Below are 21,546 nucleotides of genomic sequence, written 5' to 3'. Positions count from 1 at the left end.
TTTTTTCTTTTAAGAATAGTACAGACTTCGCCTTTTAACTAAACAGAAACGTAACACCTCGAGGACTTTCCCTTGTGAATGTTCCGACTTAGTAAAATTAGTTTTTTTTGATAATGAGAAAAAAATAATACAGAATAGAATAAAAAAGAAACAGATAGCATAAAAGTTAAAATCTTTTATGACTATCCGTTTCTTTTCTCAGATCCACTCTTTTGTATAATGGATATAGATTCTCTTAGCTACTTCTACGCTTACCAGGTAGGCAAGAATAATGCCGACAAACCATGGCCAGTAAGAAGATGGTAGCGCTGCAAAATCAAAGACTGTGTGCAGCGGCGACAAGATAATACCGAAACCTACCAAAATCGCAAGAACGCTTGACAGTAAGACTGCTGGCGATGCGATACTTTGGAAAAATGGCAGTTTACGCGTCCGGACCATATGCACGACTAATGTTTGCGTCACAAGACCGATCATGAACCAGCCGGCTTGGAACAGCGCTTGTTCTTGAATGGTATTTGCTTGGAACACATGCCACATCACGAAGAATGTCAAGATATCAAAAATACTGCTGACTGGTCCAATGCTTACGGTGAATTTCAATAAGCCTCTGACTTGCCACTTGACTGGTTTTTCTAGTTCTTCCACATCTACATTATCCCAAGGAATGGTCAACTGTGCCATATCATAGACTAGATTTTGCACCAGCAATTGAATAGAAAGCATTGGCAAGAAAGGCAAGAATGCACTAGCGACAAGAATCGAAAAAACATTCCCAAAGTTTGAACTCAATGTCATCTTGATGTATTTCATCATGTTTGTGAAAACTTTACGGCCTTCAATGACCCCTTTATCTAACACATTCAAGCTTTTTTCTAATAAAATGATCGAACTTGCGTCTTTGGTAATGTCTGCGGCCGTATCTACAGAAATACCGACATCAGCAGCCCGTAGTGCAGGCGCATCATTGATTCCATCCCCCATAAATCCGACAGTATGACCATCGGCTTGCAGCGACTGAATGATGCGTGACTTTTGCATAGGATTCAACTTAGCAAATAGATTGACCGCTTCTGCTTTTTCAGCCAATTCTTCATCAGAGAGACGATCAACGTCTATCCCTAGAAGATAGTCGTTCACTTCGATCCCCACATCTTTACACACCTTTTGCGCCACGATCGCATTGTCACCAGTCAAAACTTTCACGTTGACACCATGACCATGTAATGAAGCAATAGCTGTTTTTGCGGACTCTTTCGCTGGGTCTAAAAAGCCCATGAATCCGATCATGATCATATCTTGTTCATCTTCAACTGTGTAGACGGCTTCTGCGTGAGCATCTCGCTTGATTGCTACTGTTAGGACACGCATGCCCTGTTTGTTCAAGCGGTGATTTACCTCACGAAGTTTTTCTCTTAATTCATCTGTCAATTCCAGAACTTGTCCGTTGACTTCCACGTATTTGCAGACTTTCTCCATTTCCTCAGCAGCACCTTTTGTGACCATGATCTGGTGCCCATCTGCTTTGACAACCACTGTTAAACGCCGGCGGGAAAAGTCAAAGGGGATTTCATCCACTTTGATGACTTCTTGATAAGGCGCTTGGCGCTCTGTATCTTCGAAGTAGTTCAATACCGCAATATCCATCAAATTTTTCCAACCTGTTTGATAGTAGGAATTCAAATAGGTCATATCCAACACTTGTTGGTCTTCTTTACCAAACGGATTCAGATGCTGCACTAATACGACGCGATCTTCAGTGATCGTGCCGGTTTTATCCGTACATAAAACGTCCATACTGCCCAAGTTTTGAATCGAAGGCAATTCTTTGACGATCACTTTTTCTTTAGCTAACGACATGGCACCTTTTGCTAAATTACTTGTGACGATCATTGGCAACATTTCCGGAGTCAAGCCAACAGCTACAGCGATTGCGAAGAAAAGGGCTTCTCCCCAGTCGCCTTTTGTCAATCCATTGATCAAAAAGACGATGGGAAACAAAACCATTACCATTCGCAGCAACAATTTACTGACTTTCGTCAAACCATCCTCAAAAGTAGTCTTTCCTCGTTTTGACGTTGCATTTTTGGCAATATCACCAAAAAAAGTACTTTGACCGGTTTTTAAAATAATTGCTTTACCTTGTCCACTAAGGACATCCGTTCCCATGAAAACCAAATCTTGCATATCTAATGCGGAAATCGTTTCTTTAGAATCTTTGATCCCAGCATCGACAAATTTTTCCACCGGCATAGATTCTCCGGTCAGAGAAGATTGATTGATAAATAAATCTTTTGTCCAAATCAAAATAGCATCTGCCGGAATCATATCCCCGGTTGCCAATGTCACGATGTCTCCTGGTACGACTTCATCCATCGGAATCTCGATCGTTTCGCCGTCTCGAGTGACAGAACATGTATTTTCAATTAATTCTTTTAAGGCCAAACTTGCTTTTTGCGAACGATATTCTTGCACGAATGTGATCGTAACACTTGCTAAGATCATGATTCCCATCACGACCACTGCTTCATAATCACCTGTGAAAAAAGAAATGACCATCAGCAAAGCCAAAACTAATACAAAAGGATCTTTGAAAGCACTTAAAAACATCAGCCAAGCAGGTGTTGGTTTTTGTGCATCTACTTGGTTTGGTCCATATTCTTCCAGACGTTCTGCTGCATCCTCTTTTGATAGTCCATTAAACGAAGTCCGCATTTCCATCAGCAACTCTCTTTCCGAAAGTTGTGCAAGTAATTTTAATTCTTGATCTTTAGATAATTTTTTTAACATCTTCTTTTCCTCCTATAACTAGGAGTTGCATTTGCTACCCCTAGCATTCTTTTTATTGTTCATCTGGGGACTGGGGTATTCCATGTTCATCTTCCTCTCTGTTTATCAAGCAAGAAACTCTGGATCATGCAGAAGTGTTGGTCAAAAATAAAGGCAGTCAGCAATTGTCTTGCAGCACCTCATAAAGGTCTGTATGTATCAGCTAAAATAAAGGCATCAGTGACCATTAACACAAAAAAACGCATGCTCCCAATAAGCATGCGTAAAAAACTCATGATCATTGTAGAGCTTTAGCACTATAGGGCGTAGATAACTTGACGTTATCAGCTGCTTTGGGTTTAACCTTCACGATTAGACCTGTCCTACCAACTAAGCATCTCTCGATACTTTTGCGGCAGCAGCTTGTGTCCATATAGGAGCCTCACCTAACAATTATTTATTTCTATCCTCACTATAGTCTATCTAATTATATAGGTCAACCATTATGTGAAAATACTTTTGTTATTTTTTCAATTCCATTTTCAGTTTTTGGATCATTGGATCGAAGGATCTGCCATTCCGGACAGACGGTAATATTGAGCCAATACTTCTTTGATTCGCTGACTTGCTTTACCATCACCATAAGGATTTTCAGCATGCGCCATTGCGGTATATGCAGCGTGATCCTGCAACAACTGCTTCGTTGCTTGATACACATCCTCTTCCCCTGTACCGACCAATTTCAACGTTCCTGCCGCAATGCCTTCTGGACGTTCAGTTGTGTCCCGCAACACCAATACAGGAACACCGAGAGAAGGGGCTTCTTCCTGGACACCGCCGGAATCAGTTAGAATCAATGTGCTTTGGTTGGCAAAATTGTGAAAATCGATGACATCTAAAGGTTCAATCAATGTAACATTCTCTAAAGCACCCAGAGTTTCTTGAGCAATTTCTCGAACTTTGGGATTTTTATGCATCGGAAAAACGACTGAGACTTCTGGAAACTCGCCTGCGATTCGAGCCAATGCCTGAAAAACATTCTTCATCGGCTGACCTAAATTCTCTCTGCGGTGCATCGTCAACAAAATCTTTCGCTGTTTTCTGTCTGTTAGTGTAGGATGCTGATAGTCTTGAGAAACAGTGTAGCGCATGGCATCAATCGCGGTATTGCCAGTGACAAAGATGGCTTCTGGATCATGATTTTCCGCAAGTAGATTTTCTTTACTTTGAAGCGTTGGAGCAAAGTAAAGATCCGCTAGCACATCGATGAGTTGCCGGTTGGCTTCTTCCGGATAGGGTGATCGTTTATTCCACGTCCGCAAACCAGCTTCAACATGACCGATCGGGATCTGAGCGTAAAAAGCTGCGGTTGCTGCGGCATATGCCGTTGTTGTGTCACCATGAACAAGCACAATTGACGGTTTTTCTTGGTGGAGAATCGGTTCTAATTCCAGCAAGACTTTTGTAGTGATGCCGGTCAACGTCTGTCCCAATGTCATGATATCCAAGTCGTAATCAGGTTCGATCGCAAAAACCTCTAATACTTGATCTAACATCTCGCGATGTTGGGCTGTCACCACGACAATTGATTGAAATCGAGGATCAGCCTCTAATTCTTTTACCAAAGGCGCCATCTTGATGGCTTCCGGTCTTGTCCCAAAAACGGACATTACTTTGATAGTCAAACACTCACCTGCTTCTTTCTGCATGTTTACTTTATTGTTATTGCTCTTACTCACTTAGTCAACTGAATATCCGCTTTTAGCTCAGAATATTTTTTTAGTTTTTTTTCATCATTTCTTCTATTATAACGAAAGATTAAGAAAAACCAAATAGTCGATAGAGATGATTCCACAAAAAGCAGAAGGTCAGCGCTGAAAATAAAAAAACCAAAAGACTTGTTGCCCTCAGCAGCAAGTGATAAGAATGTTTTCCTATCGCTTGCTGCAAGACCAAGAAATCTTTTGGATCGAACTTTTATTCATGCCACTGTCAATTCTACAGCCGAAGCAACTTAAATTGTATCGCCATTGAAAATCGAGTTTTTCACGATCACATAATCAACTTTTCGAATCGATTCGAGGTCTTTGCCACCGGCATAGGAGATCGATGATTGTAGATCTTGCTGCATCTCAACCAAAGTATCTTTCAAAGAACCTTTGTAAGGGATCCAGATTTTTTTCCCTTCGACGTTTTTCTTTTCCCCTTTTTGGAATTCAGAAGCAGAGCCAAAGTATTCTTTTAAAACGACACCATTTTCGACTTTTGTTTCCCCGGGAGATTCTTCATGTCCAGCAAACAATGAACCAATCATAACCATCGTTGCCCCAAAACGAACAGATTTTGCGATATCTCCATGGGTGCGGATTCCCCCATCGGCGATAATCGGCTTGCGAGCTGCTTTTGCACACCAGCGTAATGCAGCTAATTGCCACCCGCCAGTTCCAAAACCAGTTTTGATTTTAGTGATACAAACTTTCCCTGGTCCGATCCCGACTTTCGTTGCATCCGCGCCGGCATTTTCCAATTCTCGGACCGCTTCAGGTGTACCAACGTTCCCTGCGATCACAAAAGCATCTGGTAAATGTTTTTTGATATGTTGGATCATATTGATGACAGCATTGGAATGTCCATGGGCAATATCGATCGTAATATAATCAGGCACCAGTCCTTCAGCAGCCAATGTTTCGACAAAAGTATACTCATAATCTTTGACACCGACACTGATCGAAGAGATCAGGCCTTTTTCCTTCATTTTTTTGATAAAAGGAATGCGGGCTGCTTCGTCAAAGCGATGCATAATATAAAAATAGCCATTTTCAGCTAAAAATTCTGCGATTGATTCATCAATGATCGTTTGCATATTTGCAGGAACGACCGGCATTTTAAATGAATGTTTGCCTAAAGTAACCGTCGTATCACATTCTGAACGGCTATTCACGATACATTTATTAGGGATCAATTGTATATCTTCGTAATCAAAAACTTTCATGTCAAACATAAAAATATCCTCCAAATCTTGATAAGAGTGAAGCAAGCATCAAATGGCTGTCGCCTATTTTTAATGCCCACAACAATTTAAACCAGCTCACTCATAAATACAAGTGTTTTAGAATCTTTTTTTTAAAAAGCAACAGGAATGTTCGTCTTTTACGAACATTCCTGAGATAGTTTCCATTAAATAAAGGGTTTTTTCTTTTTTTAAGGTAAAATATTGCCAGCTGCCAAATATACTTCATACCATTCTTGGCGTGTCAACACAATCGTAGATGCCTTAGCGATCTCTTCGATACGATGCGGCGTCATCGTGCCTGCGATCACCTGCATATTTGCTGGGTGCCGTAGAATCCAAGCAGATGCGATTCCTGTCGCAGTCGTTTGATACTTCTCAGCCAATTCTTCTAGTTTTGCATTCAGTTCTGGGAATTTCTCATTTCCGATGAAGACACCTTCAAAGAATCCATATTGGTATGGCGACCACGCTTGGATCGTCATATCATTCAGCCGAGAATACTCAAGAATGCCGCCATCATGATCGACACTGCCGCTATCCGTCATATTGACATGGATGCCTCGATCGATCATTCCAGTATGCATGATGCCAAATTGCAATTGATTGGCCAGCAATGGTTGAGAGACATATTTTTTCAACAATTCGATTTGACCAGGATTTTGATTGCTGACTCCAAAATACTTAACTTTTCCCGCTTTTTCCAGCTCGTCGAAAGCAGCAGCGACTTCTTCGGGCTCCACTAACGTATCCGGGCGATGCAACAGCAACGCGTCAAGATAATCCATTTTCAAGCGTTTCAAACTGCCTTCAACGGATTTAATAATGTGTTCTTTCGAAAAATCGAACATTTTCCCTGGGACGATACCACATTTCGATTGAATGAAAAGATCTTCCCTTTTATATTCGGTTTGTGCAAGGGCATCTGCAAAAATACTTTCGCATTCGCCACCGCCATAGATATCTGCATGATCAAAGAAAGTAATACCATTCTCGATTGCTGTCGTCAGTACAGCTACAGGATCTTTTGCATTATTGATTCGCATCAATCCCAAAATGACACTTGAAACTTCTAAATCGGTTGAACCAAATTTAATTTTTTTCACGTATTTTTCCTCCCCTGTTTGCTCTTCTATTTTAGCATATCCGTTTGAAAACGCTACCTCTTTTTAAGAAAAAAAGATCGCTGTTCTCTCATCAGCGATCTTTTGTTTAAACGATGGAACCAAAGAGAAGTTGCGGTTACTTTAATGCTTTGGCACCAATATCTTTTCGATAAAACATCTTGTTCAAAGGCATTTTTGCTAGCGCTTGGTAAACTTTCTTTTGCGCTTCCTCCAAAGAAGCACCTTGCCCTTCCGCTAAAAATACTCGCCCGCCTGCTGCCACCAATTCTCCTGCTCTTTCAGCAACCCCTGCATAAAACAGTTGAACATCTTCAGCCGCTTTTCGCGGAATGATCATTCCCTGTTGATAGGTTTCTGGATACCCTTCAGCCGCCACGACCACACCAACAGAAAACTGCTGATCCCAAGTAATCTCCGGCTGTCTTCCATTGAGCAATGCATCAATAATCTGAGCTAACCCACTCGTTAGCCGACTCAAAACGACTTGCGTCTCTGGATCTCCAAAACGAGCATTGAATTCAATCACTTTAGGTCCTTCAACTGTGGCAATCAGCCCCGCATATAAAATACCCGTAAAGGGTGTTCCTTGATCAATCATTCCTGTAGCAGCCGGGATCAAAACCGTCTCGATTGCTTGATCGATCATTGACTGAGGAATTTGCGGAACAGGAGAGTAAGCTCCCATTCCACCAGTATTCGGTCCTTCATCCCCATCAAACGCTCGTTTATGATCTTGCGCAATCACCATGGGATAAACTTGCTCTTCATGAACAAAAGCCAGCAGCGAAAACTCTTCTCCTTCCAGAAAATCTTCGATCACAACTTTGGCACCACTTTGACCAAATTTTTGTTCTTCCAACATTTCTTCTACCGCAGCCAGTGCCTGATCCACTGTTGCTGCGACAACGACCCCTTTTCCAGCAGCTAAACCGTCTGCTTTGATTACGATTGGGGCACCTTTTTCTTGGATATACGCTTTCGCTTTTTCACTATCTACAAAAGACTGGTATTCAGCGGTTGGAATCTGATATTTTGCCATCAATTCTTTGGCAAATTCCTTCGAACCTTCAATCATCGCCGCTGCTTTATTTGGGCCAAAAATGTTCAATCCTGCAGCTTGGAAATCATCAACGATGCCATTAAGCAAAGGAACTTCAGGGCCTACAAAGGTCCAATCGATGGCCATCTCTTTTGCAAACGCGATCAAGCTTTGATGGTCTGTTTCTGGGATAGCAACTACCTGAATACCATCGCTGACCATGCCCGGATTCCCTTTCGCGCAGTAGACTGTTTCTACGATCGGATCTGCGAGTAATTTCTTGGCGATTGCATGTTCCCTACCACCACTACCAATAACTAAAAGCTTCATCTGCTCCTCCTGAATTTAATGTCTTTTAATGTCTAAAATGCCGAACGCCAGTAAAGATCATCGCTACTCCGTATTGATCTGCCATTTCGATAGACGCTTGGTCTTTAATACTGCCTCCAGGTTGAATGATTGCCTTGATTCCCCGTTTTGCAGCATATTCCACGCTATCATCCATTGGGAAGAACGCATCGCTAGCTAAAACTGCATCCGTTAATTTTCCAGCTTCAGCAGCTTGTTCAATGGCGATTTTTACAGAAGCCACGCGATTCATTTGGCCAGCACCAATTCCAACTGTTTGATATTGGTTCGCTAAAACGATGGCATTTGATTTGACATGTTTTACCGCTTTCCAAGCAAAAGCCATTGCTTCCAACTCATTCTTGCTAGGCTGACGTTTCGTTACGACCGTCCAATCCTTAGGAGATTCTGCTAATGTATCTTGTTCTTGAACTAATAAACCACCTAATACAGAGACCATTTCTGTTTCGACAGGATTTGCTACAAAATCTAACGTCATCAAGCGAATGTTTTTCTTCTTCGTCAAAATATCCAGCGCCGCTGGTTCAAAAGCAGGCGCAATCACGATCTCAAGAAATATTTGATGCAGTGCCGCAGCTGTTGCTTCATCAACGGGGCGATTCAATACGATGATTCCTCCAAAAATCGAAACTGGATCTGCTTCGTATGCCCGTTCAAAAGCGTCAAAAATCGTCGTCGCTGTTCCGATACCACAAGGATTCATATGTTTAAGAGCGACTGCAGTGGGTTCCGTAAATTCTTTTGCGATTCGCAAAGCGGCATCCGCATCTTTGATGTTGTTGTAGGACAATTCTTTGCCGTGAAGTTGTTTTGCACTAGCGATCGAATAAGGAACTGGCAATGCATCTTGATAAAAAGCAGCAGTTTGATGGCTATTTTCTCCGTAGCGCAACGTTTGTTTCAATTCATACGTCAGTGTCAACTTCTCCGGTTCAGATTCTTCAACTGCTTTTGTCAAATAATCGGCGATCAAGGCGTCATAAGCTGCTGTATGGCGAAATACTTTAGCCGCTAAGCGTTTGCGCGTGGCAAGCTGCGTCTGACCGGTTTCCGTCAATTCATCTAGAATGAGGGGATAATCTTTAGGATCAACGATCACTGTCACTGCAGCAAAGTTTTTTGCAGCGGAGCGCAGCATGCTTGGTCCACCGATATCGATATTCTCAATGGCTTGCTCTTCTGTCACATCCGCTTGGGCAATCGTTTCCTTAAAAGGATAAAGGTTGACAACAACCAGATCGATCGGCGCAATGTCATGTTTTTCCATTGCTGCTAAATGTTCAGGCAGGTCCCGGCGACCCAGCAAACCACCGTGGATCTTTGGATGCAATGTTTTGACACGTCCGTCCATCATTTCGGGAAATCCTGTGACCGTTTCTATCGCAATCGGTTCAAGACCAGCCGCTTCCAAAGCAGATTTTGTCCCTCCTGTCGAAATGATTTCGTAGCCGTTTTGTACTAAATTTTTGGCAAAAGATACGATCCCTTGTTTATCTGACACACTGATCAACGCTCTTTTTTTCACGATTGATGGTCTCCTTTATGAATGATTTCAGCTATGACCGCTGGATAGACTCGATGCTCTAATTGATGGATCTTTGCTTCTAAGCTTTCTAATGTATCTTCCGATTCGATACGTACCACTTCTTGCGCAATGATCGGCCCCGTATCGATACCACTGTCAACGTAATGAATGGTGATCCCAGTCACCTTCACTCCATAATGAAAGGCATCGGCAATACCGGATTTTCCAGGAAAACTAGGCAGCAATGAGGGATGCAGATTGATGATTCTATTGGGAAAAGCGGCTAGCAACGTAGGTCCAACGATCCGCATATAGCCTGCCAAAACGATCAGCTCAATCGAATGTTCCGCCAACTCGTTCAACAGTGCGGCTTCGAACGCTGCTTTCGAAGGAAATTTCTGCGGGGATAACTGCAATGTCGCTACCCCCGCGTCTTTAGCCCGTTCCAAGACAAATGCGGCGGCATTATCTGAGAACAGCAGCGCTAATGTAGCCCCTTTGAGTTCTTCTTCTCTAATCGCATCGGCAATTGCGGTAAAATTACTGCCGTTTCCTGATGCAAAAACAGCGATCCTCATAGCGGATCTCCTTGTAAAAGAACCGCATGTTCTTGAGCCTCCGTTACTTTACCAATAACGTAAGCTGCTTCATTCTGCTCGTTTAACAAAGCTAGCACTTGTTCTTTCTTCTCTGGTGCAACAGCAAGAACCATCCCAATCCCCATATTGAAGATCTCATACATTTCATGGGCCGGGATTTTTCCATAAGAAGCTAGAGCCTCAAAAATCGGCAGTTGCGGCCACGTTCCCAGTGTGATTTCTGCTGTTGTCTGCGGCGGCAACATCCGGGGAATATTCTCGATAAAGCCGCCACCCGTGATATGCGAGATACCGTCAATTAATTGTTTTTCAAGTAACGGCAGTACAGCGGATACGTAGATTCTCGTTGGTGTTAACAATTCTTCTCCGAGAGTTTTTCCGCCTAATTCCGGCAACTTCTCTGCCATTTGAAAACCTTGCTGTTCAAAAAAGATCTTGCGAACCAATGAATACCCGTTTGAATGGATACCAGAAGCAGGCAGCCCGATCAGAAAATGTCCCGGTTCAATCGATGCTCCCGTGATCAGACGAGATTTTTCAACAATTCCCACCGCAAAACCAGCCAAGTCATAGTCCTCTTCCGAGTACATCCCTGGCATTTCTGCTGTCTCACCGCCTATCAGAGCCGCTCCCGACTGAACGCAGCCCTCTGCAACCCCGGCGATAATTTGTTCGATTTTTTCGGGATCATTCTTGCCCACTGCGACATAATCCAAAAAATAGATCGGTTCTGCTCCTTGAGCGACAATATCATTGACACACATCGCAACACAATCGATTCCAATCGTTTGGTGTTGATTTTGTTGGATCGCTACTAATAATTTCGTTCCTACACCATCAGTACCGGATACCAGCACTGGTTCTTTCAGCGGATAGTTTGACAAGTCAAAACAGCCGCCAAAGCCACCGATGGCACCCATTACACCTAACCGTTCTGTTCTTTTGACATGTTTTTTGATTCGATCAACGACTTCATACCCGGCGTTCACATCAACACCAGCCTTTGCATAAGCATTTGCCACTTTGAGTTCCTCCTGTACCATTTATTCGAGCGACGCTAAATAGCTTTCTTCATAATCATAAAGCGGTGTAGGATAATCACCATTGAAATAGGCCATGCACAATCCAGAATAGGGGGCATCTAAATCTAACCCGATTGCTTCGATCAAGCCAGTCTCACTGAGAAAAGCCAACGAATCGGCACCGATCGTTTGGCGAATTTCTTCGACACTTTGCCGAGCAGCGATCAGTTCTTTCCGCGTCTGAATATCGATTCCGTAAAAACAAGGATATCTTAATGGCGGTGAAGCAATCCGAACGTGAACTTCTTTGGCACCGGCTTCTTTTAACAATTGAACGATTCGTCGGCTAGTAGTGCCGCGAACGATCGAGTCATCCACCATGATCACTTTTTTTCCTTCAACCACACCGCGGACGGCAGAAAGCTTCATCCGAACGCCTTGTTCCCGTAATTCTTGAGTGGGCTGGATAAATGTTCGTGCAATGTATTGATTTTTGACTAATCCTAATTCGTAAGGAATGCCAGATTCTTCTGCAAACCCGCTGGCGGCCGATAAGGATGAGTTCGGTACACCGATTACCATATCTGCTTCGATCGGTGCTTCTTGGGCAAGATTACGTCCCATATTTTTTCGTGCAGTATGGACATTGACGCCGGCAATATTCGAATCTGGTCGTGCAAAATAAATGAATTCCATTGAGCAAATCGCTGGTTGGACTTCTTCCGTATATGTTTCAACACGGTAGCCCGCTTGATCCACAATGACAACTTCCCCAGGACAGATATCTCGAACAAATTCAGCTCCGATCACTTCTAAAGCACAAGTCTCTGAAGCAATCACATAAGCACCATTGACCATTTTTCCTAACGAGAGTGGCCGAAATCCATTTGGATCAAGAGCAGCGATCATCGCATCTTCTGTCAGCAAAAGATAGGCAAATCCACCTTTCACTTGATTCAGCGCTTCTTTGATGCGATCCAGCAAATTCGCTTGACCACTGCGGCGAATCAGATGCATTAAAATTTCGGTATCTGAATTTGAATGAAAAATGGCTCCTTCAGACTCAAGTGATTTCCGCAAACTCTTGGCATTGGTTAAGTTCCCGTTGTGCGCCAACCCAATCTGCTGATCAAAAAACTTAAAAAGAAAAGGTTGGATATTATCGACGCTGCCATTGCCTGCAGTAGCATAGCGAACATGTCCGATTGCTGCTTCACCTGTCAATCGTTGAAGAAGTCGTTCATCGGAAAAAACTTCTGCTAATAAGCCAAGATCCCGATGTCCGGCAAGTTTGCCTTGCTGATTTGCGACGATCCCAGCGCCTTCTTGTCCCCGATGCTGTAAACTGTGCAAGCCAAAATAAGTAACTCGGGCAGCATCTGGGTGACCCCAGACACCAAAAACCCCGCATTCTTCATTCAAGCTTCTTACTTCAATAGACATGGAATTGCTTCCTCCCATTTCTTACGTGCTAAGGCTGTTTCCACTACGATCATTCCATCGCTACCTTGGATTTTTAGTTGTGGTTCTGCTGTAACTTTTCCGATGAGACAAGCGCTATCACCTGCCAAAGCTTCAAAAGCGGTTTGATTTTCTGGAGCAATGGACAGCACAAATCGCGATTGTGTTTCCGAAAAAAGCCAAGATTGCGGCAAATCTAGTTGAACAGATATACCGACATTCTTCTTAAACGCAGATTCAGCTAATGCAACAGCTAATCCGCCTTCTGCACAGTCATGGGCACTTTTTACAAGTCCAGCCTGGATCGCAGATAAGACGATTGCCTGATTCTGTTTTTCTTCTAATAGATCAAATGCCATCAAACGGCCATTGATCGACCCATTTTGTAATTTTTGGAGTTCACTGCCGTTAAAGTCGGCCTTCGTTTCTCCAATCAAATAAATCAAATCCTCCGGTGTCTGGAAATGTTGTGTGGTGATATGTTCGACCTTTTCAATCAGCCCTACCATACCAATCACTGGTGTTGGATAGATTGCCTGCCCGTTGGTTTCATTGTACAGCGAAACATTACCTGAAATAACAGGAGTTTCTAGAATTTCACAAGCTTTGGCAATCCCTTCTGCCGATGTCCATAACTCCCAAAAGCCTTCTGGTTTATCCGGCGAGCCATAGTTGAGACAGTCTGTGATCGCTAGTGGTCGTCCCCCAGAAGCAACAATATTGCGAGCTGCTTCTGCTACAGCAATCTGTCCGCCTCGTTCAGGATCAAGGTACAAGTAGCGAGCATTACAGTCCGTGGTCATAGCTAAAGCTTTGTTGGTCCCTTTGATCCGCAGGACTGCAGCGTCACTTCCTGGGCCAACAACGGTATTGGTTCTCACTTGAGAATCATAGGTTTCAAAAATCGATTTTTTTGAAGCAATCGTGGGTTGCTGCAACAATTGTAAAAAGACTGCTGTTGCATCATCAATGACTGGTTCAAAATCAGGCTGTTGACGAAATGCTTGGATTCTAGCAGGTTCTGCTTTTTCTTTATGATAAGTTGGCGCATCTTCTGCCAAAGCATCAACAGGTAAATTGGCAACTTCTTTACCCTGATGGTACAAGCGATACGCACCATCATCGGTTACTTCACCAATCACTACCGCTTCCAATCCGTATTTTTGAAACAACGCTTCAACTTCTGCTTCATGTCCTTGTTTCATACAGATCAGCATCCGCTCCTGGGATTCTGATAGCATCATTTCATAAGGTGTCATACCAGTTTCTCGTTGCGGTACATCATCTAAATAAAGTTTTAATCCTGAACCAGCTTTTGAAGCCATTTCAGAACTGGAAGAAACGAGACCGGCTGCCCCCATGTCCTGAATACCGATCAAACTGTCTGAATGTTCAAGGATCAGCTCAAGACAAGCTTCTAATAACAATTTTTCCATGAAGGGGTCTCCTACTTGGACAGCCGAGCGCTGCTGTTCTTCTCCCTCCACGAACTCCTCGGAAGCAAATGTTGCACCATGGATCCCATCTCTACCTGTTTTTGCTCCCACATACATGATTATGTTACCAACGCCTTTGGCCTGTCCTTTTTGAATATCTTTGTGGTCGATCAAACCGACACACATCGCATTGACCAATGGATTCCCTTCGTAACAGGCATCGAAGGCAACTTCACCACCGACTGTAGGGATTCCGATACAATTTCCATAGCCGCTGATTCCTGCCACGACTTCTTCTAAAAGGTATTTGGTCCGCTCATTCGTCAATTCGCCAAAACGCAACGAATCTAGGATCGCGATGGGCCGCGCCCCCATACTGAAAATATCACGAATAATCCCACCGACGCCGGTTGCGGCGCCTTCATAAGGCTCCACGGCCGAAGGATGGTTATGACTTTCTGCTTTAAAGACAACTGCTTGGCCATCACCAATATCGACGATTCCCGCTCCTTCGCCTGGTCCTTGTAAAACTTGCGGGCCTTCGGTTGGAAATTTGCGCAAGACCGGCTTGGAATTTTTATAGGAACAATGTTCGCTCCACATTACTGAAAAGAGACCCGTTTCTGTATAATTAGGTAGTCGACCTAACATTTCTTCTGAAATCATTTGGTATTCTTCATCAGTGAGCCCCCATTGTTGATAAAGCTTGGTTTCTTTGATTTCCTGTGGTGTTGGCTCTGCTATGATTGCTTTATTCATGTACTGGCACCTTCCCGAAATTTTTCAATAAAGACGCAAAGAACTTCTTGCCATCCTTTGAGCCAAGCAACTCTTCCATTGCCCGCTCAGGATGGGGCATCATCCCTAAAACATTGCCTGCCTTGTTGCAAATGCCGGCAATACTATGTAAACTCCCGTTAACGTTATCCACATAACGGAAGACAATCTGGTTATTGGCTTCCAGTTCCTGGTAGGTTTGATCGTCGCAATAGTAATTTCCTTCTCCATGAGCGACAGGGATCGTGATCCGTTCATCTTGCTGGTATTCAGAGGTAAAAGGCGTCTGGTTATTGACTTGCAACTGTACCGGCTTGCAAATAAAGTGCAGCGATTCATTTCTGCGTAAAACCCCTGGCAGCAAGCCAGCTTCTGTCAAGATCTGGAAGCCATTGCACGTACCAAAGACCGGTTTTCCTTCTTCTGCAAAACGAATGACTTCTGCCATAATATTCGAGAAACGTGCGATGGCTCCGCAGCGAAGGTAATCCCCGTAGGAGAAACCTCCTGGAAGCAATACACCATCAAAGCCAGCTAACGAGGTCTCGTCATGCCACACATATTCGGCTTCTGCGCCCATCACATCTTTGATGGCATACATTAAATCGACATCACAATTCGAACCAGGAAAAACGATTACTGCAAATTTCATTGTTCCTTGTCCTCCATCTCAATGATTTCATAACGATAAGTCTCCATATTGACATTTGCCAGTAACTTGTCACAAACTTCTTCAATTTCTGCCGCTACTGATTCTTTGTTGCTGTCTGTAACTTTGATCTCAAAATATTTCCCAATACGTATTTCAGAGACATTTTGATACCCCAAACGATGAACCGCTCCTTTGACTGCTTCTCCTTGAGGATCCAAGACCGACTCTTTATAAGTGACATAAACTTTGACTAAATACATGAACTATACTCCTTTTCTAAGCGATTTAATACTTCTTGATAAACAGGGATCAGATCCCCGATTTCACGACGATAGACATCTTTATCCAAATGTTCTTTCGTTGTCAGATCCCATAAGCGACAAGTATCCGGCGAAATCTCATCCGCTAAAAGAATTTTCCCATCACTTTTTCCGACTTCAATTTTAAAGTCGACCAAGTGGATCTTAATTTTCTCAAAAAGTTGGCACAATGCGGTGTTGATTTGTCGAGCAAGCATTTTGATTTGAGCAACTTCCTCAGGGGTGGCGATTCCCAAATAACGAATGTGATCTTCATTGATGAAAGGATCGTCTAAGCGGTCTTCTTTGTAATAAAATTCAATGATCGGAAAAGGCAGCTGCTCCCCTTCAGCAATTCCCAGGCGCTTAGAAAAGCTGCCGGCAGCCGTATTACGGACGACGATTTCCAACGGGATCATTTCAACTTCACAAACTAATTGTTCGTGTTTAGACAATATTTTGATAAAATGACTTGGAATACCCTGCTTTTCTAATTCTTGAAAAATAAGACTGGTAATCTGATTATTCAGTGCTCCTTTTCCTGAAACTGCATCTTTCTTCAATCCATTCAACGCGGTAGCCTGATCGAGATACTCCACACGGAGCTCTTTATCTTTGCTAGTCTTGAAGAGTTTCTTTGCTTTCCCTTCGTAAATCAATTGTTCTTGCACCACCGGACACCTCACAAAAGTTAGTTTTTTCACATAGATTTTTAGTCTCTTCTTGTTGTTTTCTATTCTAACAACGCAAAGAATAAGGGTCAACAAAATAATGTACATTAACAACTAAGTTTTCTTTAAACGTTCGTGTTTAACTCAAAATCATTTTTTGTTCTGCTGATTTCCGACTTGTTCACACGTTATAAAGCGTTTACATTTATTTTTTTTCATGTTATATTGATTTTGTGAATACTGGTATCTCCAAGGAGGAATTGATTCATGTGGTCACTGAAAAATCAAGCGCAACGATTTATCGCTCATTTATCGGACACCGACAGAAAACAGCTACATAATGAACTACTTGCCGTTCAACAAGTGTTGACCGCAAATCAAATGACATCTTTTTATTTATTCAGTCCATTCAAAAAACATGCCCGGCCTCATTATTCCGAACATCGAAAACGGGTACTCCAATATAAAAACGGATTAAACGAAGAATTGATTATCCATCAAATCCATCAGCAGACTTTCTTTAAACACACCTATTGTTTCCGTATTTATTTCAATATGGAAGAAATGCAAACTGCCTTTTTGGATGTCTTGCTAAACTTACTCAATGAGGAAAAGACTTTCACTCCTTTAAAACCTAATTTTATAAATAGTTAAACACACTCTTAAAAAACGCCTAAATTGCGATTTTAAGGGTGTTTTTTTGCTATACTATCTCTTAGAATACAAGAAAGGAATTCTACTCTATGTTATTTACTAATAAAAGCTTTCACGTCTTCCAAGCTTCGAGCTTGGAAGAACGAATGCAGGAAATTCGTAAAGAGATCCAACCGATTTTTCAGCAAATTGGTGAAAAAGTCTGCCCTTTTTTCACAGAAAAGCTAGACACTCCTTTTTATCTGCATATCGCACAGCACCGACGGCGAAGTGTCTATCCTCCAGAAGAAACTTGGGCAGCTTTTGGACCAAACAAGCGAGGTTATAAGATGGATGCCCACTTCCAGATCGGTATTACTCGTGAGTATGCTTTTGTCTGGTTAAGTGTGATTGATCAGCCGAAAAACCAACAGCAAATCGCTCGCTGCTGGTCAGAGAAACCGGCACTGTTTGAAACTCTACCTCAAGATTTTGTCCTCTCTCTGGATCATACGCAATATGGCTATCAGCCGATCCGAGAATGGCCCGCTGCTCTAGAGCGGCTGACTACTGTAAAAAAAAGCGAATTACAGATTGGCAAAGTCTATCTCAAAGATCAGATTTCTACGCTCACTATGGAGCAACTGTTAGCAGATTATCGCTTGCTGCTGCCGCTTTATCGGAATCGCGAAGAGTTACCGATACTTAACCAAGAAGGGAATTAAGAAAAATGGAACGACAAAATCGCCGCTCTCAAAATCAACCACCAAAAAAACGGAAGACTTTACTGATTGTTCTTCCTCTGCTCTTATTGCTTGTAGTAGGTGGCTTTTTCGGCTATCGCTATTATGAAAAACAGCAACGACAAAATCAGGCAGAGAAAGTCGTCCACTCATTCATTGAGAACCTTTCAAAAAACAAATTCGACAAATTACCATCCTTGATTCTTTCTGATAGCGCAGAAAGAAATGGTTATACCAATGATCAAGTAGCAGAAAAATATCAAACAATTTTCAGCGGAATTGATGCTGCCAACATCAAGGGTTCCAAAATCACTTTAAGCGATGATGTCAAAGATGCAGATTATCAGTTTACGTATCAGTTATCTCTCACTACTAGCTTGGGGGAAATCAAAGATCTGAATTATTCCGGAACCATCAAATTTGAAAAAGATCAGCCAAAAATCGATTGGGCTCCAAACCTGATTTTCCCTGACATGGCTGGACAAGATAAAGTAAGTATTTCTGTTGATGAGGCTGTTCGAGGTGAAATAGTGGATCGCAACAAAACACCACTGGCTGCTAATGGCACCTTGTACCAGCTTGGGGTGATTCCCGGACAATTAGGAGATGGAGAGGATAAAGAGTCAAGAATCAAAGCGATCGCTAAGCAGTTTGACCTGACTGAGAAAGCGATCCAGCAAGCATTGGATCAATCTTGGGTGCAAGACGATTACTTTGTTCCTTTGAAAATCGTGGAACCCACAGCTGATCTCCCAACCGGTGCAAGCATTCAAGAAACCGCGGGCAGAACCTATCCATTAGGTGAAGCCGCTGCACAATTGATTGGTTATGTAGGAGACATTACGGCTGAAGATGTTGAAAAAGATGATACATTAGCCAGCAATGGAAAAATTGGCCGCTCTGGTCTCGAGGCAGCTTTTGACAAAGAACTTCGAGGAAAAAACGGTGGTAAGATAGCGATCACCGATGAAAAAGGCACAGAGCGAAAAGCATTGATCGAAACGAAAAAAACTGACGGCAAAACGATTCAACTCACGATCGATGCCAAAGCACAGAAAATCGCTTTTGATTCCCTTAAGGATCAGGCTGGTTCTACCGTGGTCACTGAACCAACCACAGGGGATCTGCTCGTTCTAGCTAGTTCTCCAAGTTTTGATCCCAATAAAATGACCAACGGAATTTCACAAGAGGACTATGATGCTTACCAAAACAACAAAGATCTACCATTTATCAGCCGCTTTGCAACTGGTTATGCTCCAGGTTCAACCTTCAAAACAATCACAGCAGCCATCGGTTTAGACAATGGAACGATCAATCCAGAAACCGTCCTTTCAATCAACGGATTGAAATGGCAAAAAGATAGCTCTTGGGGAGATTACTTCGTGACTCGGGTCAGCGATGTCGCATCCGTTAACTTGCGTAACGCTCTCGTCTATTCGGATAATATCTATATGGCTCAACAAACATTGGCGATGGGTGAAGACAAATTCCGTGCTGGTTTGGAGAAATTTATTTTCGGTGAAGAATTGGACTTGCCGATTGCCATGAACCCTGCACAAATCAGCAATGACAAATCCTTCAATTCTGAGATTTTGCTGGCAGACACTGGCTATGGCCAGGGAGAATTGTTGATCAATCCAATTCAACAAGCAGCGATGTACTCTGTTTTCGCCAATCAAGGATCTCTGGTTTATCCACGATTAGTGATGGGTGCAGAAACAAAGACGAAAAAAGAGTTGATTTCACCAGAGACGATTTCACTGATCAATGAGGATTTGAAAGCTGTCGTTACCGATGAGAATGGGACAGCCCATTCCCTAGCAGCTCTCGGTTTGCCTCTTGCTGCCAAAACTGGAACAGCTGAGATCAAGGAGAAACAAGATGAGAAAGGACAGGAAAATAGCTTCTTATTTGCTTTCGATGCCCAGAATCAAAAGTATTTGATGGTGTCCATGCTAGAAGATCGGCAAGAAAACTCTTCTGCTACAGCATTAGCCCCAGATCTTTTGTCTTATCTTTCCGAAAACTATAACTAAATAATAAAACTACCCCAAAAGGCACGCTGCTTACTGAAGCAGCGTGCCTTTTGTTTTTTTCGGGGTTTATTCCCTATTCACCTAAACCTACGCGCGCAAAAATCGTATCCACTTGCTTTAAATGATGATGATAATCAAATGCATCATCCAAGTCTTTTTCACTTAACGTAGACATAATGGTTTGGTCAGCTTCTAACAATGGTCGAAAATCCCGCTGTTCGTCCCAAGCTTGTGCCGTCTTCGGCTGAACAAGATCATATGCCTGTTCTCGAGTCATGCCATGATCGATCAATTTCAACATAACACGTTGACTATAGATCAAGCCAAAAGTCGCATTCATATTACGTTTCATATTTTCTGGGAAAACAGTCAGATTTTTGACGATCGTTCCAAAACGATTGAGCATATAATCAATCAAAATCGTTGTATCCGGGATAATAATCCGTTCAGCAGAAGAGTGAGAGATATCTCGTTCATGCCAAAGAGAAACATTTTCATACGCCGTCACCATATGGCCGCGGATCACTCGTGCTAATCCCGCCATATTTTCTGAACCAATAGGATTGCGTTTGTGCGGCATTGCGGAAGACCCTTTTTGCCCTTTAGCAAAAAACTCTTCAACTTCTCTTGTTTCTGATTTTTGCAATCCACGGATTTCTGTCGCAAATTTTTCAATGCTTGTTGCAATCAGTGCCATGGAAGCAAAATATTCTGCATGGAGATCTCGCGGCAACACTTGCGTAGAGATTTCTTGAGGACGAATCCCCAACTTGTTACATACATATTCTTCAACAAATGGCGGAATGTTGGCAAATGTTCCTACTGCACCGCTGATTTTCCCAGCTTCAACTCCAGCCGCCGCTCGTTCGAAACGTTCAATATTGCGTTTCATTTCAGAATACCACAAGGCAAGCTTCAACCCAAATGTCGTCGGTTCGGCATGCACCCCATGGGTCCGTCCCATCATGACAGTATATTTGTGTTCTTTTGCTTTTTCACCAATGATAGCTGTGAATGTTTCTAGATCTTTACGGATTAAGTCATTCGCTTGCTTCATCAAGTAACCATAAGCCGTATCTACCACATCAGTAGAAGTCAGCCCATAGTGGACCCACTTACTTTCGTCACCAAGCGATTCAGAGACAGCCCGGGTGAATGCGACCACATCATGGCGCGTCTGTGCTTCGATCTCTAAGATACGGTCGATATCGAAAGTTGCCTTCTCTCTAATTTTTTCCACATCTTCTTTGGGAATCTCACCAAGCTCGGCCCACGCCTCATCAGCTAAGATTTCGACTTCTAGCCATGCTTGGTATCGATTTTGATCTGTCCAAATTTTGCCCATCTCAGGTCTTGTATAACGTTCTAACATGCGTTA

At 42.8% G+C, this 21,546-nt stretch carries 17 protein-coding genes and 1 riboswitch; of the genes, 3 read left to right on the top strand and 14 right to left on the bottom strand.

Annotated elements, in window-relative coordinates; all coding sequences use genetic code 11:
- Positions 1 to 198: 198 nt before the first annotated feature.
- The 13 genes from mgtA to purC form a co-directional block, all read right to left on the bottom strand.
- A complete protein-coding gene (mgtA, locus tag IGJ45_RS07375; protein ID WP_103300061.1) occupies positions 199 to 2,790 on the bottom strand; it encodes a magnesium-translocating P-type ATPase in 2,592 nt (863 codons plus the stop codon).
- A gap of 269 nt (positions 2,791 to 3,059) precedes the next feature.
- Positions 3,060 to 3,230, bottom strand: a riboswitch (M-box (ykoK) riboswitch).
- A gap of 93 nt (positions 3,231 to 3,323) precedes the next feature.
- Positions 3,324 to 4,454 carry a non-hydrolyzing UDP-N-acetylglucosamine 2-epimerase gene (gene wecB / locus IGJ45_RS07370; RefSeq protein WP_081131368.1) on the bottom strand — a complete coding sequence of 377 codons (1,131 nt, stop codon included), beginning with the start codon at positions 4,452 to 4,454 and terminating at the stop codon, positions 3,324 to 3,326.
- A 329-nt stretch (positions 4,455 to 4,783) separates the two neighbouring features.
- On the bottom strand, positions 4,784 to 5,761 hold the full coding sequence (guaC, locus tag IGJ45_RS07365; protein WP_003127210.1) for a GMP reductase: 978 nt from the start codon (positions 5,759 to 5,761) through the stop codon (positions 4,784 to 4,786).
- A 209-nt stretch (positions 5,762 to 5,970) separates the two neighbouring features.
- On the bottom strand, positions 5,971 to 6,885 hold the full coding sequence (locus IGJ45_RS07360) for an aldo/keto reductase (RefSeq protein WP_003127209.1): 915 nt from the start codon (positions 6,883 to 6,885) through the stop codon (positions 5,971 to 5,973).
- Between the two features lie 136 nt (positions 6,886 to 7,021).
- Positions 7,022 to 8,275 carry a phosphoribosylamine--glycine ligase gene (gene purD / locus IGJ45_RS07355; protein ID WP_409531280.1) on the bottom strand — a complete coding sequence of 418 codons (1,254 nt, stop codon included), beginning with the start codon at positions 8,273 to 8,275 and terminating at the stop codon, positions 7,022 to 7,024.
- A gap of 25 nt (positions 8,276 to 8,300) precedes the next feature.
- Positions 8,301 to 9,839, bottom strand: coding sequence for a bifunctional phosphoribosylaminoimidazolecarboxamide formyltransferase/IMP cyclohydrolase (purH, locus tag IGJ45_RS07350; RefSeq protein ID WP_409531279.1), 1,539 nt, complete (start codon positions 9,837 to 9,839; stop codon positions 8,301 to 8,303).
- The gene (gene purN, locus IGJ45_RS07345; protein WP_409531278.1) at positions 9,836 to 10,417 is read right to left on the bottom strand and encodes a phosphoribosylglycinamide formyltransferase; all 582 of its coding nucleotides are present in this window, start codon (positions 10,415 to 10,417) and stop codon (positions 9,836 to 9,838) included. The genes purH and purN overlap by 4 nt, the downstream gene beginning before the upstream one ends.
- The gene (gene purM / locus IGJ45_RS07340; RefSeq protein WP_005472505.1) at positions 10,414 to 11,460 is read right to left on the bottom strand and encodes a phosphoribosylformylglycinamidine cyclo-ligase; all 1,047 of its coding nucleotides are present in this window, start codon (positions 11,458 to 11,460) and stop codon (positions 10,414 to 10,416) included. Before purM ends, purN begins: the two co-directional genes overlap by 4 nt.
- A gap of 21 nt (positions 11,461 to 11,481) precedes the next feature.
- Positions 11,482 to 12,903, bottom strand: a complete 1,422-nt coding sequence (purF, locus tag IGJ45_RS07335; protein WP_311828501.1) for an amidophosphoribosyltransferase — start codon at positions 12,901 to 12,903, stop codon at positions 11,482 to 11,484.
- Positions 12,888 to 15,116, bottom strand: a complete 2,229-nt coding sequence (gene purL / locus IGJ45_RS07330) for a phosphoribosylformylglycinamidine synthase subunit PurL (protein ID WP_409531277.1) — start codon at positions 15,114 to 15,116, stop codon at positions 12,888 to 12,890. Before purL ends, purF begins: the two co-directional genes overlap by 16 nt.
- Positions 15,109 to 15,786, bottom strand: coding sequence for a phosphoribosylformylglycinamidine synthase subunit PurQ (gene purQ / locus IGJ45_RS07325; RefSeq protein WP_409531275.1), 678 nt, complete (start codon positions 15,784 to 15,786; stop codon positions 15,109 to 15,111). The genes purL and purQ overlap by 8 nt, the downstream gene beginning before the upstream one ends.
- Positions 15,783 to 16,046 (bottom strand): phosphoribosylformylglycinamidine synthase subunit PurS, encoded by a 264-nt coding sequence (gene purS, locus IGJ45_RS07320; RefSeq protein WP_003127200.1) that lies wholly within the window; start codon positions 16,044 to 16,046, stop codon positions 15,783 to 15,785. The genes purQ and purS overlap by 4 nt, the downstream gene beginning before the upstream one ends.
- Positions 16,037 to 16,759, bottom strand: a complete 723-nt coding sequence (gene purC, locus IGJ45_RS07315) for a phosphoribosylaminoimidazolesuccinocarboxamide synthase (RefSeq protein ID WP_311828503.1) — start codon at positions 16,757 to 16,759, stop codon at positions 16,037 to 16,039. The genes purS and purC overlap by 10 nt, the downstream gene beginning before the upstream one ends.
- A 264-nt stretch (positions 16,760 to 17,023) precedes the next feature.
- Here purC and IGJ45_RS07310 point away from each other — a divergent pair, with 264 nt between their 5' ends.
- The 3 genes from IGJ45_RS07310 to pbp4 all read left to right on the top strand — a co-directional run bounded on the left by IGJ45_RS07310 (position 17,024) and on the right by pbp4 (position 20,168).
- A complete protein-coding gene (locus IGJ45_RS07310) occupies positions 17,024 to 17,410 on the top strand; it encodes a hypothetical protein (RefSeq protein WP_003127198.1) in 387 nt (128 codons plus the stop codon).
- Between the two features lie 89 nt (positions 17,411 to 17,499).
- Positions 17,500 to 18,114: a DUF1054 family protein gene (locus IGJ45_RS07305; protein WP_003127197.1), complete on the top strand. Its 615-nt coding sequence runs from the start codon at positions 17,500 to 17,502 to the stop codon at positions 18,112 to 18,114.
- Positions 18,115 to 18,119: 5 nt separating this feature from the next.
- Entirely contained in the window at positions 18,120 to 20,168 is a 2,049-nt protein-coding gene (pbp4, locus tag IGJ45_RS07300) for a penicillin-binding protein PBP4(5) (protein ID WP_279282326.1), read from the top strand.
- Between the two features lie 73 nt (positions 20,169 to 20,241).
- Here pbp4 and purB read toward each other — a convergent pair whose 3' ends face one another.
- Complete coding sequence (gene purB / locus IGJ45_RS07295; protein ID WP_041119285.1) at positions 20,242 to 21,540, bottom strand: adenylosuccinate lyase; 1,299 nt, start codon at positions 21,538 to 21,540, stop codon at positions 20,242 to 20,244.
- Positions 21,541 to 21,546 lie beyond the last annotated feature (6 nt).

Origin of the sequence: Enterococcus sp. DIV0574 (assembly GCF_051711125.1) — a bacterium.
Taxonomy (GTDB): Bacteria; Bacillota; Bacilli; order Lactobacillales; family Enterococcaceae; genus Enterococcus_D; species Enterococcus_D gallinarum.
Note: the sequence above shows the minus strand (reverse complement) of the source record. Positions and strands in the feature narration are given on the sequence as shown.